Raw genomic sequence first — 16205 nt, forward strand, 5'->3', positions numbered from 1 at the left:
TAGTTTGGATGAGAGGAAACTTATTCGGATGAATTATGCCGTACTGGATTTGGAAACGACCGGACATGGAACCGGCGATGAAATGATACAGGTTGGTCTAGTGCTGCTGGATGAACAAATGACGGTCACTCGAACGTACAGCACATTTGTGAAGCCTACAATTCCGATACCGCCGTTTATTACACAGTTGACTGGCATCGATGAAACGATGGTGCAGGATGCTCCTGAGCTTGAAGAGGTGCTGCTCGAATTGATACCGTTGCTCGATGATGCGGTGCTTGTCGCGCACAACGTCAGCTTCGATGCCGGTTTTCTGAATGCTGCGCTAGATCGCTCAGGGTATATGCCTTTTGATGGCAGACGGCTTGATACGATTGACCTGCTGCGCATTCTTTATCCGACCTTAACGACCTACCAGCTCGGCGCTGTAACAGAGCTGTTCGGCATCGAGCATGAGTCACATCACCGCGCAGACAGCGATGCATTAGCTACGGCAGAACTGTTCGCCGAATGCTATCGCAAGCTTGAAGGCATGCCGCTACTTACGTTACAGCGGCTTGCCGGCTTGCTTGGCGATGAAATCGACGACCTGGGTTGGTTTATCGGGCTCGTGGCGCAGCGCAAAGAATTGGTAACGTCCATAGATATGGATGCTTACCATTATTTCCGGCAGTTTGCGATGAAAGCAGGCGATTGGACGGAAGAAGAGCATCCGCGAACGGATGAAGACAACCAATCGGTCGCGAATTGGACCTTCCCACAATTTCTAGCACATATTAAAGCAGAGATATCCGCTATTATTCCGGGTTATGAAGAGCGCGAGCCGCAGAACATGATGTTCCAGGAAGTCATTGATGCCCTAGATGAAGAACGTCATCTGCTCATTGAAGCAGGAACTGGTACCGGTAAATCTCTCGGCTATTTGATTCCAGCATTATACTATGGTGTCCAGCACAATAAGAAGATAGTCGTCAGCACACATACGATTAACTTACAGGAACAGCTTCGGGCTCGTGATCTTCCACTCCTTGCTGCTGTAATGCCATATCCGTTCAAAGCCGCCATCTTCAAAGGACGCGGCAATTACTTATGCCTGCGCAAGTTTGAAGGTAAAGTAAACATGCGCGACTTTACTTCACCTGCAGAGGATCGGATTACCGCGTCCCAAATGGTCGTTTGGCTCAGTGAGTCACAGCATGGCGATCAAGAGGAGCTTAATTTCGGCAATCGCGGTGCGGATTTCTGGGGGGCGGTCGCAAGTGATGCGGATTCCTGCCTGAATCGCAGCTGTCCTTGGTTCAAGCGTTGTTATTATCATCGTGCGAAGCAAGAAGCGAACATCGCCGATGTCGTCATTACGAACCATTCGATGCTGTTCACAGACATTCGCGCAGACCATCGCTTGCTACCCGGTTATGAGCATCTCATTCTCGATGAAGCTCATCACATGGAAGAGGTTGCAGGCAAACATCTAGGTACGCAAGTCTCATACTACTCCGTGCAGCATCCCGTGCTTCGACTTTGCAAGGATGCCCGGAACGGTCAGTTGATACACCTCAAAAGCAGACTGGCTAGCGAGAACATTGAGAAAACGCAAAAGTGGCGCGAGGAGATCGATGAAGTCGTGCCGGTATTCGGCGATTTGCGAGATGAGTGGGACAGGCTGTTCGAAATGCTCTACTCCATGATGGGAACAGGCAACGGTAACGCTTCTAAGAGCACCGCGCTTGACAGCGGTGGATCTGAATCCGGCCAATATGTACTGCGATTGCGAGGAGGGAAGCTTCCTGCAGCATGGTCCGACGCTCAGCTCGTTGAAGAGGCGATTAACGGCTACTTGAGCCAAATTGTGCGACCGCTCGATAAAGTATTCACAGCGATCAAGGATGAGATGGACGATCCGGGTATTGCAGCACTTGTCACCGACCTTAGTGGTACGATTAAAGATTTGGCGAGAGCGAGAGATGATCTGCGTCAATTTATGAAAGCGGACAAATCCGATACGGTTTACTGGATGGAAGGCAATAGCAACTCTCGTGCCAAGTCGGTTCAGCTATATTCCGTTCCGGCAGATGTGAGCAGCCAGCTTCGGACTTATTTCTTCGAAGTGAAGAAAAGCGTCATTCTGACGTCTGCTACATTATCGGTTCAGAAGTCATTCCAGTATGCATGCGAGCAGCTTGGATTAACAGCAGATGAACGTGAAGGTAAACTAAAGACGGTACAACTGCCATCGCCATTTAACTACCGGGAGCAAGCGCTTGTCATCATTCCGCGCAATTTCCCAGTTCTCAAGGGCGCTTCTGGTGATCCTCTTTTTAACGAAATGCTTGTGAAATCTTTAACAGAGACTGCGATTGAGACGAAAGGTCGGATGCTCGTACTATTCACCTCGTATCGGATGCTGAAGCAGGTGTATGATCCGTTGAAGGAAGCACTTACCGCTTACAGCATTCAAGTGCTTGGTCAAGGGATTGACAGCAGCAACCGCAGCAAATTGACCAGAAGGTTTACGCAGCAGGATGCGTCCGTACTGCTTGGTACAAGCAGCTTCTGGGAAGGCGTCGATATTCCTGGTGATGCGCTCACGACACTGGCGATTGTACGGTTACCGTTCCAGCCGCCAAACCATCCGCTCGTGGAAGCGAAGTCGGAGCTGCTGCAGGAGCAGAACCAGAATCCATTCATGAAGCTGTCTATTCCACAAGCCGTTATCCGGTTCAAGCAAGGCTTCGGCCGACTTGTCCGGACAGGGAACGATCGTGGAATCGTACTTATTTACGATACTCGTATTATTGATACGTATTACGGTAAATATTTCTTGTACTCGCTGCCAGGACCGAAGATTGAGACGATGCATCAGGATCAAATCGTGCCGAGAATACGGGAATGGCTCGCCAAAGGTGAAGAAGGGATCCAGGAGGTTACGCCATGAAGCCGATGAAAATATCCGAAGCGGTCGTTCGCAGACTACCAGTTTACTTGCAAGTGCTGAACGACCTCACAATGCGCGATGTGCAGACGGTATCCTCACAGGAGCTCGGAAGCAAGCTTGATCTGAACCCTGCACAAATTCGCAAGGATCTAGCATATTTCGGCGATTTCGGCCGCAAAGGGATCGGCTATGATGTGTCGTATCTTATTGACAAAATCCGTCAAATTCTGAAGCTCGACCAACCGCTGAACGTTGGTTTGGTCGGCGCCGGAAACCTTGGCAGAGCGCTGTGCAATTATAATACGTATTTGAAGGATAATATGAAGATTACGGCTGTGTTCGACGTCCATCCTTCGATGGTTGGGGCGTCGATTAACGGGCTGACCGTGCTTCCGATGGAGAAGCTCAAGGAGACGATTGCAGAGCGGAATATCCGAATCGGCATCATAACTGTACCGGCGCCGGAAGCGCAGAACGTTGCGGATAAGTTCGTCGAAGCAGGCGTTGACGGGATATTGAATTTTGCGCCGACCATTCTGCGAGTGCAGGAGCGTGTACGCATACATTATGCGAACTTTACAACGGAGCTCATGAGCCTTGCTTATTATTTGGACGAAGAAGGGGACAAGGAAAACGATGAAACGATTGTGGATTGAGAATGGCAGTTTCGTCACGATGGACGAGCAGCGTCCTGTGTTGAAAGGCCATATGGTCATCGAAGGCGATACGATTCTTTATTTGAGCGAGCAGGCTCCGGATCCAGAACCGGAAGGCGCAGAGCGGATAAATGGTAAAGGTCTAGTGTTCATGCCTGGCCTTATAAACACGCATGGTCATGCAGCGATGTCGCTGCTTCGTGGCTATTCGGATGATGAGAATCTGCAAGTGTGGTTAGAGCAGAAGATGTGGCCGATGGAAGGCAAATATACCGATGAAGATTGCCGCTGGGGAACAGCGCTTGCCGTTACGGAGATGCTGAAGTCCGGTACGACGACATTTGTCGATATGTACGACCGGATGCACATCGTCGCTGAAGTCGTTGAGCAATCCGGTATGCGCGGGCTGCTGACTCGCGGTGTCATTGGGCTATGCCCGCCGGATGTGCAGGAAGCGAAGCTGAATGAAGCGAAACAGTTCGTTCAGGACTGGAACGGCCGAGCTAATGGACGGATCCGCACGATGCTGTCCCCACACGCGCCGTACACATGCCCGCCGGATTACATTAAACGTATCGTAGAAGCCGCAAATGAGCTTGATGTGCCGCTTCATACGCATATGTCGGAATCTGCTGCTGAAGTGCAGCAGAACGTGAATGATTACGGATGCCGTCCAGTCGAGCATCTGGACAAGCTCGGCTTCTTCTCACGTCAGTCCCTTGTCGCACATGCGGTGCACCTGACGGATGAAGAAATTGCGCTGCTTGCTGAACGCGGCGTAAGCGTATCGCATAATCCAGCAAGCAACTTGAAGCTGGCGAGCGGCATTGCCCGTGTGCCTGATATGCTGAAAGCCGGCATTACCGTATCGCTTGGTACAGACAGCGCAGCAAGCAACAATAATCTCGATCTATTCGATGAGATCCGCCTCGCAGCGCTTATTCACAAAGGCATCTCTGGCGATCCTACAGCAGTTCCGGCTTGGGAAGCGCTCAAGCTTGGCACAGTTTATGGTGCTCGCGCGATATGGCAAGAAGAGCGGATCGGGATGCTGAAGGAAGGCATGAAAGCTGACTTTATCGGAATTAATATCGAGCAGCCCCATTTCTATCCGCAGACGGAAATAATCTCGCACCTTGTCTACTCCGGATCAGGTCGCGACGTTGTGCATGTCTGGGTAGACGGCGTTCAAGTCGTGAAGAATGGAGATTGCGTATTGTTAGACGAAGTACAAATCCGTTCTGAAGCGCAAGCCTGCTTCGAAAGGCTGTTATCGAGCTAATGCGTGCAAATCGATCAAGACGACCGTCAGTCATGACGCCGTGGCGCTGGGTTCTACTCGTGTCGCTCTCGATTATTGTTATCTTAACTGCGCTTAACGTCTATTACCGTTCTGTTCAGTCTCCGGTATGGGAAGAGGAGCGGAATGCGGAAGACCAAGCGATGCAGGTTGGCAGTCTGAGCGGTGTGGACAGCTCTTATCACTATGTGTGGGATGAGCCGGTGTGGGTGGTCAAAGGCAAAGACCATAACAACGACATTACATACGTCTGGCTGAAGAATGAGGAATCTATTACACTCCGCGCAGATCAAGGCAAGACGAAAGCGGAGATCAAGGATAGCTTCATGCAAAGCAAACCGGATGCGTTAATTGAACATATTAAGCTCGGTTTGTTCGGCGGCGAGCCGGTATGGGAAGTTTTCTACGAGCGTAATCAAGCGGGCGAAGAGACACATTTCTATGAATTTTACCGGTTCAGAGACGGTTCCTTCGTCGTATCGTACAAGCTGCCGACACGTTAATTGCCATCACTGTAAGCAAGCAGCAGTGTCAGCAAGTTAAGCCATAGTTCCCTATTATTACACGCCCCCAGGTTAAACAGGTTGTGATATACTTTCGTATAGCAGTTAACGATAGACGAAAGTATTGCAATCAGTTGAAGCAAAGGGGGCTTTTTGCCATGAAAATCCGTTTGATGCCTGCAGTCCTGACCGCTGTTATTTCGGCTAGTGTGTTAGTTGGCGGCTGGTTTACCTATCACAGCGTGGCAGCTGTAAAGCCGCTAGAACGAATTGTTGCAGGGACGCCTGGCGTTATTGAATCGACACCTGTTATTAACCGGAACACCGTTACGATAGATATGAAGCTAGAACGAGATGCTAACATTCGCGATGTATATGATCATATTGCATCTGAGGGCGAGAACATTATTGGTGACCGTGAATTGAAGCTGAATATCGGCGATTCGAAGCCATCCAAGCAGCTAGAAGACGTATGGGCGACGATGTTGTTCGATGTCGCGCAAGCAATGGATCACCGTGAGTATGGTTCGATCCCGCAAGCGATTGAGGAAGCCCACACGAAGTTCCCGGCCGTTACTGCGACTTCGGAGATGGATGATTCCAATGTATATATTACACTGAAGGACGATACATCCGTGAAGTATGTTGTTCTACCTCGCACACCGAACAAGATGGGAGCGTGGCCTAATGTTTAAACAGTATGGCAAGGAAATCGTGATCGGCTTCGTGCCGGTCTTTCTCCTATTTCTGCAGTTTATAATGGGCGTGAATACGATACCGATTGTGCTGCTAGGCGCGATTGTAGGCGGTTTGCTGTTTATGGCAAGATCGCGCGGCCATTTGGCGACCGTTGGTGGCGAACGCAAAACGAAATCGCGGCCAGTGAAGCCGATGTCGTTCGATCAGATCGGCGGGCAAGAACGAGCGAAGCAGGAGCTTGTCGAAGCGCTTGATTTTCTCGTGAAGGTTGATCAGATTTCGAAGTTCGGCATTCGTCCGATGAAAGGCATTCTGCTTACTGGCCCTCCGGGAACAGGCAAGACGCTGCTTGCGAAGGCGGCGGCACAATACACGGATTCCATCTACCTTGGTGCATCCGGATCTGAATTTGTAGAGATGTATGTCGGTGTCGGCGCAAGCCGTATCCGTGATCTGTTCAAGGAAGCAAGGCAGAAAGCAGCGAAGCAGAACAAGAGCAGTGCGGTTATCTTCATCGACGAAATTGATGTTATTGGCGGTAAGCGTGACGGTGGCCAACAGCGCGAGTATGACCAGACGCTGAACCAGCTGCTTACTGAGCTTGACGGCATTCATACGTCGGATACGCCGCGTATTCTGCTTATTGGTGCAACGAACCGCAAAGAAATGCTCGATAGCGCGCTGCTTCGTCCCGGCCGGTTCGACCGTCATATTTCGGTAGACTTGCCGGATAAGAAAGGCCGCTCACATATCTTGAACATTCATGCGAAGAATAAGCCGCTTGATTCTACGGAAGTGAACTTGGAAAAGATTGCGGAAGAGTCGTTCGGCTTCTCCGGCGCGCAGCTTGAGAGTGTCATGAACGAAGCGGCGATCTATGCGATGCGTGAAGACAGTGAGGCGATCAGCCAGCGTCATCTATCGATGGCGATCGATAAAGTGATGATGGGTGAGCGCACAGACCGTGAAGCGACGAAGGAAGAGCGCGAGCGCGTTGCGCTGCATGAGCTTGGACATGCGATTGCGGCGGAGCTTGTCCGTCCGGGCAGTGTATCACAGGTTGCATTATTACCTCGCGGACAGGCACTCGGTTATGTGCGCCACAATCCGCAGGATGATAAGTATCTGTATACGAAAGAGTTTCTGGAAGGCCAAATAATGATTGCGCTTGGCGGCGCAGCGGCGGAAGAAATGTTCTATGGCGATCGCAGCACGGGCTCGCGCAGCGACTTCGACCAAGCGATGAACATTGTGCGTTCGATGGTCGAGTGTGGACTCACCGAGCTTGGCATTATCGAATCGTCGATGATGACGCCGGACAAATGGGCATCCATCACGCGCACCATTTTAGACGAGTTGATGATCCGCGTAAAAGAGCTGCTTGAGAGCAATCGTGAAGTGTTCACAGCATCGCTCGATGTGCTTACGATCGAGGAAACGCTAAGCGGCGATCGCTTCCGTCAATTGCTTGCTGAAGCGGCGTAATCAATCTCGACACTCGGGATGCTGTAATCATTTTCAAAAATAACCGTTGACGCCCAACTACACGCATGATATTATGAGTCACATAATAACTAAGTAAACTCATCGGAATTATAATACTATCTACCGGACCACCGGAGACCAGTGCCTATACAGGTGCTGAGTCTCCTTTTTTTATGGAAACCGCCTGGTTGACCAGAGGTTCTTACTAAGGCTTCGGAGATATCCCATTGTAATCAAGATGAATAAAGCGTCGACTGGTTATCCAGAGACACAACATGAACGACTATGTTGTGTCTTTTATTATTTCAGGGGAAGGGAGCCTCTAAGATGGAATTCGTTGACACCGAGCCTGCGCTCAAAGAGGTGGCAGTTCGACCGCCGGTTCGCGTTCGCAAGAGAGCAAGTCTGCTAAGATACATCTGGTTCAACCGTTACCTGTATTTCATGCTGGTACCGGCGCTGGTATACTACTTGATTTTCCACTACATCCCGATGTACGGTGCGGTCGTTGCGTTTAAGGATTTCAGCATTACAAAAGGAATTCTGGGCAGCGATTGGGCAGGCTTTAAGTATTTCGAGTACTTATTCTCGCAGGATAAATTTTGGCAGGTCATCAAAAACACCGTTGTCATCTCGCTGTACCGGCTTACATTTGGATTTCCCGCTCCGATTATCGCAGCATTGCTGTTGAACGAGGTCAGGGTAAAGATGTTCAAGCAGACGATACAGACCGTGATCTACCTACCGCATTTTATTTCTTGGGTCATTCTGGGAGGCATCCTAATCAATTTGCTCTCCACAGACAGTGGTGTAGTGAACAACATCATTAAGCTGTTTGGAGGCTCGCCGATTGGATTTCTAAGCGAAGAATCCTATTTCCGCAGCACGCTTGTTTTCTCGATGATCTGGAAGGAGTTCGGCTGGAACACAATCATCTACATAGCGGCTTTGTCCGGAATCAGTCCACATCTGTACGAAGCGGCGGTTATCGACGGGGCTAATCGCTTTCAGCGGCTACTGTATCTCACGATTCCGCTGATCAGGGGCACCATCGTGCTCATTCTCATTCTTCGGATGGGCGGCATTATGGAAGCGGGCTTCGAACAAATTTTCGTGCTCTATCATCCTGGTGTATATCGCGTCTCGGATATTATCGACACCTATGTGTACCGGATTGGCTTGACGGATGGGAGGTTCAGTCTTGCGGCGGCGGTTGGATTGTTTAAATCCTTGATCAATTTCACGCTGCTCGTTCTGGCAAATTGGCTTTCCAGGAGGATGGGAGAACAAGGTGTTTACTGATACGGGAGGGAGATTATGCATTTCACAAGCAGAGTAGGGAAGCTATTCGACTCGTTCAATATTGGCTTCCTGGCGATTGTAGCAATCGTTACGATATATCCATTCTGGGATACGTTCGTTGTATCCATCATTCCACTGGATGAGTACCTCGGATCAAGTATTCATCTGTTTCCTAAACAAGTCACCTTCGAGGCTTATACCTACTTGTTCTCGATGAGTGAGCTTTGGACGTCTTACGGCGTGACGCTGTTCGTCACGATTGTGGGTACGGCGCTGAATATGATCCTTACGGTGATGGCGGCCTATGCGCTTTCCAGACCCGGGTTGAAAGGAAGCCGCGTAATTATGTTTCTCTTCGTGTTTACGATGATGTTCAGCGGCGGCATCATTCCGACCTACCTGTTGGTCAAAAACCTCGGCATGATGAACTCGGTGTGGGCATTGATTATCCCGAGCGCGCTCAACACCTATAACTTGATCATTATGAAAAACTTCTTCACAGCGCTGCCTGACGGCTTGGTCGAAGCGGCACGAATTGACGGCTGTAATGACCTAGGGATCTTGTACAAGATTGTGATCCCCTTATCGATGCCGGCCATTTCCACCATCACACTCTTTTATGCTGTTACCCGGTGGAACGAGTTTTTCAACGCGATCTTCTTCATCAGCGACAAGGAGCTTTGGCCATTGCAGCTTTTCTTACGAAGTATGCTGTTCGAGAACGAATCCTCGTACTCGGGGGGTGGCGACAGCGTGTTTCTCCTCGGACCTTCGATCAAGATGGCGACGGTCATGGCAGCATCCATTCCGGTCATGCTCATTTATCCGTTTTTCCAGAAGTATTTCACCAATGGCGTGTTGATTGGCGCGGTTAAGGAGTAATTCCTTCACTATAAAAAAATCAAGCAGGAGGCAAAGAAATGATGTATCTGAGAGAGAAATCAATAAAAAAATGGGTGGTCTTGGCAGTAGCAGCAGCGCTAATCATAACGACAGGATGCTCGAATAAGCCGGACGCAACAAATGCAAAGGAAGCCAGCAGTAACGCAGCTGATTCCAATACCGCTTCCAATTCCGGTTCCACCTCCGAAGAGCCGTATGAGCTTGTTTATTTGACAACGGGCGACCAAGGGGCGAAGCCGCTAGTGCCGAACGATCGTATTATTGCCGAGATTAACAAGCGACTGAACATCAAGCTGACGATCAAGATCGCGCCTGAGTTCTCGTACGACAAGATTAACGTAGCTATTGCAAGCGGAGATCTTCCTGACGTTGTGACGACGCAGTATCCTTCTTCCTCTGTCTCCCAGTGGATCAAGGAAGGCATTCTGCTTCCACTGAATGATTACTTTGACAAAATCCCAACGATTAAAGCAAAGCTCGATAATGGCCTGCAGTGGACAGCGGTTGACGGAAAGTATTACGGATATCCCTTCGTGAGCGGAATGGAGAAGTCGAATTACACGGTTCAATTCCGCAAGGACTGGCTGGATAAGCTAGGCCTGCAGTATCCGAAAACATTGGATGAATTTGAAGATACGCTGAAAGCCGTTGTGGAGAAGGACCCTGACGGCAACGGCAAGGCTGATACATTCGGCTACATCACGAACAAGCCTACTCCCGGCGACGCTCTAACTGCATTCGATTTCGTCCTTTATGCGTACGGTCTTCCTGATGCGGACTATGTGCTGAACGATAAAGGAGAGATCATTCCACGTTTCGAGCACCCGGCCTTCAAGGCAGGCATTGAGGAGCTTCGCAAATGGTACAACGAGAAATTGATCGATCCCGAATTTATTTTGTATGATCGACCAGCGAAGGAACAAAAGTTTTTCCAAGGTAAAGCGGGCGTCATGGATGGTCCATTATTCCGCCACGTGAGCCGCATTGAAGGAAGCTTAAAGCAGGTCAATCCGGATGGCGTGCTCGGGTACTCGCCACCACCAACTGGACCGGATGGCAAGCAAGGTATGGCTACTCGTCCCAAAACAGCTTTGTTCACGGCTGTTACCAATAAGGCCAAGAACCCCGAGAAGGCAGCGGAATTCATCGAATTCATGCTGTCCAAGGAAGGCCGCGAACTGCTTCAGCTGGGCATCGAAGGCATCCACTATACGAAGCAAGGGGATAAAATTACTTACAATGAGGCGGAACGGGAGAAAGACGGATTTGCCCCGAATGGCTGGGCTCATCCGCTTGCTTGGGGCAACGTGACTTGGCCGATCGATGAAGACTACTTGCCGCAGACGGAGCTGAATATTGATCGCGCCAAAGATTCGGTTAAAGTGGCTTCGCAATATTTTGTGCCGAATCTCATTACCCGCAAGACGGATGCGGAGATCGAATACGGCAAAGCCGTCAATGAAGTCTATAACCAATATTTCGTGGACCTCTTGAAGGGCAAGCTTGATGTCGATAAGGGGATCGCGGAGCTCGGTAAGCAGTGGCGCCAAGCAGGCGGCGAAGAGATTCTGAAGGCGGTCAATGAAGAGTACAAGAAGGAAGGCGCAAGCAAATAACGATAGAAATGGAAACAGGTGCTATGAATAAAAGAAGTGATCGTCCGAATGTCATCGTGTTTTTCACGGATCAGCAGCGTTGGGACACGACAGGTGTTCATGCCAATCCGCTCGATTTAACGCCGAATTTCGACCGCATGGCACGTTCGGGAACCGATGTGCATCAATCCTTTACGTGTCAGCCGGTTTGCGGTCCAGCGCGTTCTGCGATGCAAACCGGTTTGTATCCAACCACAACGGGGTGCTATCACAACGGAATTCCGCTACCGGAAGGAACTCAAACGTTAGCGCATCATTTTCGCGCCTCCGGTTATCGAACCGGTTATATCGGCAAATGGCATCTGGCCGGCGAAGAGCCCGTACCGGCAAACCAGAGAGGCGGCTACGAATATTGGCTTGCCTCAAACGGCTTGGAGCATGCGTCGGACTCTTATCGAACAGTCGTCTATGACGAGCAGAACAGGCCGGTTCGACTGCCGGGTTATCGAGTGGACGCGCTGACGGATGCGGCCATTCGATATATCGATCAGAACCAGGAAGATCCGTTCTATCTCTTCGTCTCCTATATTGAACCGCATCAGCAAAATCATCTCGACAATTATCCGGCGCCGGATGGTTATCGGGAACGTTATCGCGGAGCGCCGCTCCCTCCTGATCTCGCTGCACTTGGCGGGACGGCGCATCGGCATTACGCAGGCTACTGCGGCATGGTGAAGCGGCTCGACGAAGCGCTTGGAAGGCTGCTGGACACCTTGAAGAGTTTGTCGCTGCAAGACAATACCATTGTCCTGTATACGTCGGATCACGGCTGTCATTTCCGGACGAGAAATCAGGAATATAAGCGTTCACCCCATGACAGCTCCATACGAGTGCCGACCGCAATTCAGGGTCCCGGTTTTACGGGTGGCGGTCAAATTCGCCAGCCCGTCAGCTTGATCGATCTGCCACCAACGCTGCTTGATGCGGCTGGGCTGGCCGTTCCTCCCGAGATGCAAGGAAGATCCATACTCCCATTGCTGCATGGCGGCAAGATGGACTGGCCGGAGGAGGTTTTCGTTCAAATTAGCGAAGACCATGTCGGCCGCGCCATCCGCACAGACCGTTGGAAGTATGCGGTGACGGCGCCGGACAAGGATGGCTGGAAGCATGCCGGATCGGACATCTATGTGGAGGAATTCCTATATGACCTGCACGCTGATCCTGATGAATTGTTCAATCTCGCCGGGATTCCCGTACACCATGGCGACGCTTCTCGACTGAGAGAGCAGCTGCTGCGGAGAATCCGGGAGGCGGAAGGCCAGTCTCCCGTTATCATTCCCGCCCAAGAACGAGAATGGCCAAGAGGTTATTAATATCTACTTGTCCTTATATATTCATTATTAGAGAGTGAGGAGAATTTACTATGACGAAAGCAATTGTATCCGAGGATCGTCCCCGTCAAATTCCGGATCGAGGCATAAGGGGAGGTCCTCGCATCATCAACCGGTTGCCGGAAGGAGTAGAGGAACAGCCGTACACGCTGTTTCAAGTCAAGCCTTATGGTCCACTGATCGGCGCGGAAATCGAAGGCATCGACCTTCGCACTCCCGTAACGCCAGAGCTCCAGAAGGAGTTGAATCGCGCGTTGCTGGAGTGGAAAGTGATTTTCTTCCGTGATCAGGACATCACAAGCGAGCAGCATCAGTCGTTCGCCCGTCTGTGGGGAGAGCTTGAGACACATCCTTTCCTGCCCCAAGGAAAGTCGGATGAAGTCGTTCGTTTCGCCAAGGATGACAAAAAAGCCGGGTATGAAAACAACTGGCATTCAGACGTAAGCTGGCGGTTAACACCTGCGCTTGGAGCTGTCCTCCGCGTTACTGAAGCACCTTCTTTTGGCGGGGAGACCTTATGGTCTGATCAAGGTGCCGCTTACGACAACCTGCCCGATGAGATTAAGGTGAGAATCGACGGACTGACGGCGATTCATGATTTTACCCACGTCTTCGGCGTGCGGCTCTCCCCCGAGGAATTGCTGATCCGCCAGGAGGAGTTTCCGGCTGCGGAGCATCCGGTCGTGCGCACCCATCCAGAAACGGGGAGAAAAACGCTGTACGTCAATCCGAACTTTACCGTTCGAATCATCGGTCTGGAGCAAGAGGAAAGCGAAGAACTCCTCTCGTACCTGTTCCGCCATTCGCAGCTGCCCGAGTTTCAAGTCCGCTTCCGCTGGGAAGCGAACTCCATCGCCTTCTGGGATAATCGCGCCACACAGCATTACGCGAATTCGGACTATTACCCGAACCGCCGCGTTGCGGAGCGAGTGGCGATCGTAGGCGATCGACCTTATTAAGCAAGAGATGAGCCCGCGCGCTTTCGCGGGCTTTCTTCACGATTATAGATGAGAGGAAGAAGCAGATGGGTCAACCGAAGAAGAAACCGAATTTGTTGTTTATCCTTATCGACGACATGGGCTGGAAGGACTTGGGCTGTTACGGCAGCACCTTTTATGAAACGCCTAATCTGGACCGTCTGGCAGCAGAGGGGATGCGGTTTACGGACGCCTATGCCGCTGCTCCTGTCTGTTCGCCGACCCGTGCCAGCATTATGAGCGGGAAATATCCGGCGAATGTCGGCGTGACCAACTGGATCGGCGGTCAGACGGCGGGAAAACTGATCGATGCGCCTTATATCAAGCATCTTCCGCTTCAAGAGAAAAGTGTGGCTTTTGCATTAAAGGAGCAAGGCTACCGGACTTGGCATGTGGGCAAATGGCATCTCGGAGGACAACAATATTATCCGGACAAACATGGCTTCGACTTCAATATTGGCGGCTGTAGCTGGGGGATGCCACTGAACGGATTCTTTAGCCCGTATGGAATTGAGACGCTCGAGGAGGGTCCGGATGGAGAATACTTGACCGACAGACTGACGGACGAGGCGATCCAGCTGATCCGGCAAAATGACGAGACTCCATTCTTCTTGAATTTGTGGCATTATGCGGTGCACATCCCGATCGAGGTCAGCGCAGAGCTTACCGATCGTTTCGCGGAGAAGGCTAGAGTGCTCGGTTTGGACCAGCTCGAAGCTTTTGTAGAAGGAGAACCCTTCCCGTGCGAACATAAACAACATCTGCGGGTGCAACGACGCATTCTGCAGTCCGATCCCGCATACGCGGCGATGATATATAATCTCGATTGGAATATCGGCCGATTAATAGAAGCCTTAGAAGAGACGGGGCAGCTGGAAGATACGGTGATTGTATTCACGTCAGACAACGGCGGCTTGGCAACGGCGGAAGGATCGCCGACCTGCAACAGTCCGCTTCAAGAAGGCAAGGGTTGGATGTACGAAGGAGGCGTTCGGGAGCCGCTCATCGTTCGTTGGTCCGGCGTTGTAAAGTCGGGCAGCGTCAGCGAGATTCCCGTGACGAGTCCAGATTTCTATCCAACTCTGCTGGAAATGGCAGGAGTTGATCTGCTACCAGAGCAGCACGAGGATGGCGTCAGTCTGGTGCCCTTGTTAAAGGGAGCGGAGTCACTGGGCCGGGACAATTTATTCTGGCATTACCCTCATTATGGGAATCAGGGAGGGACTCCGGGGTCGTCGGTGAGGGAAGGGGATTACAAGCTCATCGAGTTTTTCGAGGACGGTCGCTTGGAGCTATACAACTTGAGAACGGATCTCTCGGAAGAGCACAATATCGCGAAGCAGCAGCCGGAACTTGCTGAGCGGCTGCACCAGAAGCTTCGTGGATGGCGCGAGCGGATTGAGGCCGAAATTCCGGTGGGCAATCCGGCGTTCAGCCGCTGAGTGCCTCAACCTTTGTGCAGGAAGGAGGGTCATCTATGAATGAAACAGAACGCAGGCCGTCGTGCTGCAGCATGAGCCGCGAAACTTTGACGGTAACCGCAATAGTAGAAAACGATGCTCATCTGCACACGGTTGCAGGACACGCTGCAAAGGAAAGCATGATCCATCTGCCCGGAGGTTCTTTTCTAATGGGAACCGAGGACGCAGAAGGATTTCCCGATGATGGTGAGGGTCCGATTCGAGAGGTGGAGCTCAGCCCGTTCTATATCGACAGCTGTACGGTGACCAATGCTGAATTTGCCGAATTCGTCAGCAGGACGGGTTATGTGACTGAGGCGGAACGCTTTGGCTGGTCGTACGTGTTTCATCTGTTCGTGCCGGAGCGGGTGCGAGCGTCTGATTCCCGGCTGGTTCCCGGCTTGCCGTGGTGGCTTGTGGTGAATGGAGCGAGCTGGCACCGTCCGGAAGGCGCTGGCTCCTCCATTGAAGCGCGGCTAGATCATCCCGTCATCCATATCTCGTGGCATGATGCGCACCGATATGCGGAATGGTCGGGCAAAAGGTTGCCTACCGAAGCGGAGTGGGAATATGCGGCAAGAGGAGGCCTTGTGCAGAAAAGATATCCGTGGGGAGATCTGTTGAAGCCTGGGGGGGAGCATCGCTGCAACATTTGGCAAGGGAAATTTCCCGACAAGGACAACGCTTCGGACGGCTATGCAGGGACGGCACCGGTCCGATCGTTTCCTCCGAATGGATACGGACTTTACCAAACGGTAGGCAACGTATGGGAGTGGTGTTCAGACTTGTTTAGTAGAGTGCCCGCCGCTCCAGGAAGAGCGAAGAATCCGAAAGGGCCGCGAACCGGCAGCTCACGCGTCATGCGCGGCGGCTCTTATCTATGTCATACCTCCTATTGCAACCGGTACCGAGTTGCTGCCCGCAGCTCCAACACAGCGGACAGCTCGACGGGAAATCTGGGCTTCCGCTGTGCTGCCGATGCTTAATGCTATGGTGGTG

General features: G+C 51.4%; 13 protein-coding genes. All 13 read left to right on the plus strand.

Going from position 1 to position 16205, the window contains the following annotated elements; all coding sequences use genetic code 11:
* Positions 1-4 precede the first annotated feature (4 nt).
* The 13 genes from dinG (at position 5) to BMY11_RS08495 (ending at position 16192) form a co-directional block, all read left to right on the plus strand.
* The gene (gene dinG / locus BMY11_RS08435; protein WP_371262771.1) at positions 5-2935 is read left to right on the plus strand and encodes an ATP-dependent DNA helicase DinG; all 2931 of its coding nucleotides are present in this window, start codon (positions 5-7) and stop codon (positions 2933-2935) included.
* Positions 2932-3591 carry a redox-sensing transcriptional repressor Rex gene (locus BMY11_RS08440; protein ID WP_090574031.1) on the plus strand — a complete coding sequence of 220 codons (660 nt, stop codon included), beginning with the start codon at positions 2932-2934 and terminating at the stop codon, positions 3589-3591. The genes dinG and BMY11_RS08440 overlap by 4 nt, the downstream gene beginning before the upstream one ends.
* Positions 3572-4873 (plus strand): amidohydrolase family protein, encoded by a 1302-nt coding sequence (locus BMY11_RS08445; RefSeq protein WP_090574032.1) that lies wholly within the window; start codon positions 3572-3574, stop codon positions 4871-4873. The genes BMY11_RS08440 and BMY11_RS08445 overlap by 20 nt, the downstream gene beginning before the upstream one ends.
* Positions 4873-5394, plus strand: a complete 522-nt coding sequence (locus BMY11_RS08450) for a cell wall elongation regulator TseB-like domain-containing protein (RefSeq protein WP_143069233.1) — start codon at positions 4873-4875, stop codon at positions 5392-5394. Before BMY11_RS08445 ends, BMY11_RS08450 begins: the two co-directional genes overlap by 1 nt.
* A 158-nt stretch (positions 5395-5552) precedes the next feature.
* Entirely contained in the window at positions 5553-6089 is a 537-nt protein-coding gene (locus tag BMY11_RS08455) for a hypothetical protein (protein ID WP_090574034.1), read from the plus strand.
* Positions 6082-7578 (plus strand): AAA family ATPase, encoded by a 1497-nt coding sequence (locus tag BMY11_RS08460; protein WP_090574035.1) that lies wholly within the window; start codon positions 6082-6084, stop codon positions 7576-7578. Before BMY11_RS08455 ends, BMY11_RS08460 begins: the two co-directional genes overlap by 8 nt.
* A 327-nt stretch (positions 7579-7905) precedes the next feature.
* Entirely contained in the window at positions 7906-8880 is a 975-nt protein-coding gene (locus BMY11_RS08465) for an ABC transporter permease (RefSeq protein WP_090574036.1), read from the plus strand.
* 15 nt (positions 8881-8895) lie between these two features.
* On the plus strand, positions 8896-9762 hold the full coding sequence (locus tag BMY11_RS08470; RefSeq protein ID WP_090574037.1) for a carbohydrate ABC transporter permease: 867 nt from the start codon (positions 8896-8898) through the stop codon (positions 9760-9762).
* A 38-nt stretch (positions 9763-9800) separates the two neighbouring features.
* A complete protein-coding gene (locus BMY11_RS08475) occupies positions 9801-11399 on the plus strand; it encodes an extracellular solute-binding protein (protein ID WP_090574038.1) in 1599 nt (532 codons plus the stop codon).
* 23 nt (positions 11400-11422) lie between these two features.
* On the plus strand, positions 11423-12751 hold the full coding sequence (locus tag BMY11_RS08480) for a sulfatase family protein (RefSeq protein ID WP_090574455.1): 1329 nt from the start codon (positions 11423-11425) through the stop codon (positions 12749-12751).
* 50 nt (positions 12752-12801) lie between these two features.
* A complete protein-coding gene (locus BMY11_RS08485; protein WP_090574039.1) occupies positions 12802-13728 on the plus strand; it encodes a TauD/TfdA dioxygenase family protein in 927 nt (308 codons plus the stop codon).
* A 65-nt stretch (positions 13729-13793) separates the two neighbouring features.
* Positions 13794-15188: a sulfatase gene (locus tag BMY11_RS08490; RefSeq protein ID WP_090574040.1), complete on the plus strand. Its 1395-nt coding sequence runs from the start codon at positions 13794-13796 to the stop codon at positions 15186-15188.
* A gap of 35 nt (positions 15189-15223) precedes the next feature.
* Entirely contained in the window at positions 15224-16192 is a 969-nt protein-coding gene (locus BMY11_RS08495) for a formylglycine-generating enzyme family protein (RefSeq protein ID WP_090574041.1), read from the plus strand.
* Positions 16193-16205: the final 13 nt, after the last annotated feature.

It is taken from the genome of Paenibacillus sp. OV219 (assembly GCF_900110075.1).
Taxonomy (GTDB): domain Bacteria; phylum Bacillota; class Bacilli; order Paenibacillales; family Paenibacillaceae; genus Paenibacillus_Z.

Excerpts from the sequence above, each read along its gene's own strand:
- BMY11_RS08440 (WP_090574031.1), top strand. The coding sequence starts at position 2,932 with ATGAAGCCGATGAAAATATCCGAAGCGGTCGTTCGCAGACTACCAGTT.
- BMY11_RS08445 (WP_090574032.1), top strand. The coding sequence starts at position 3,572 with ATGAAACGATTGTGGATTGAGAATGGCAGTTTCGTCACGATGGACGAG.
- BMY11_RS08450 (WP_143069233.1), top strand. The coding sequence starts at position 4,873 with ATGCGTGCAAATCGATCAAGACGACCGTCAGTCATGACGCCGTGGCGC.
- BMY11_RS08455 (WP_090574034.1), top strand. The coding sequence starts at position 5,553 with ATGAAAATCCGTTTGATGCCTGCAGTCCTGACCGCTGTTATTTCGGCT.
- BMY11_RS08460 (WP_090574035.1), top strand. The coding sequence starts at position 6,082 with ATGTTTAAACAGTATGGCAAGGAAATCGTGATCGGCTTCGTGCCGGTC.
- BMY11_RS08465 (WP_090574036.1), top strand. The coding sequence starts at position 7,906 with ATGGAATTCGTTGACACCGAGCCTGCGCTCAAAGAGGTGGCAGTTCGA.
- BMY11_RS08470 (WP_090574037.1), top strand. The coding sequence starts at position 8,896 with ATGCATTTCACAAGCAGAGTAGGGAAGCTATTCGACTCGTTCAATATT.
- BMY11_RS08475 (WP_090574038.1), top strand. The coding sequence starts at position 9,801 with ATGATGTATCTGAGAGAGAAATCAATAAAAAAATGGGTGGTCTTGGCA.
- BMY11_RS08480 (WP_090574455.1), top strand. The coding sequence starts at position 11,423 with ATGAATAAAAGAAGTGATCGTCCGAATGTCATCGTGTTTTTCACGGAT.
- BMY11_RS08485 (WP_090574039.1), top strand. The coding sequence starts at position 12,802 with ATGACGAAAGCAATTGTATCCGAGGATCGTCCCCGTCAAATTCCGGAT.
- BMY11_RS08490 (WP_090574040.1), top strand. The coding sequence starts at position 13,794 with ATGGGTCAACCGAAGAAGAAACCGAATTTGTTGTTTATCCTTATCGAC.
- BMY11_RS08495 (WP_090574041.1), top strand. The coding sequence starts at position 15,224 with ATGAATGAAACAGAACGCAGGCCGTCGTGCTGCAGCATGAGCCGCGAA.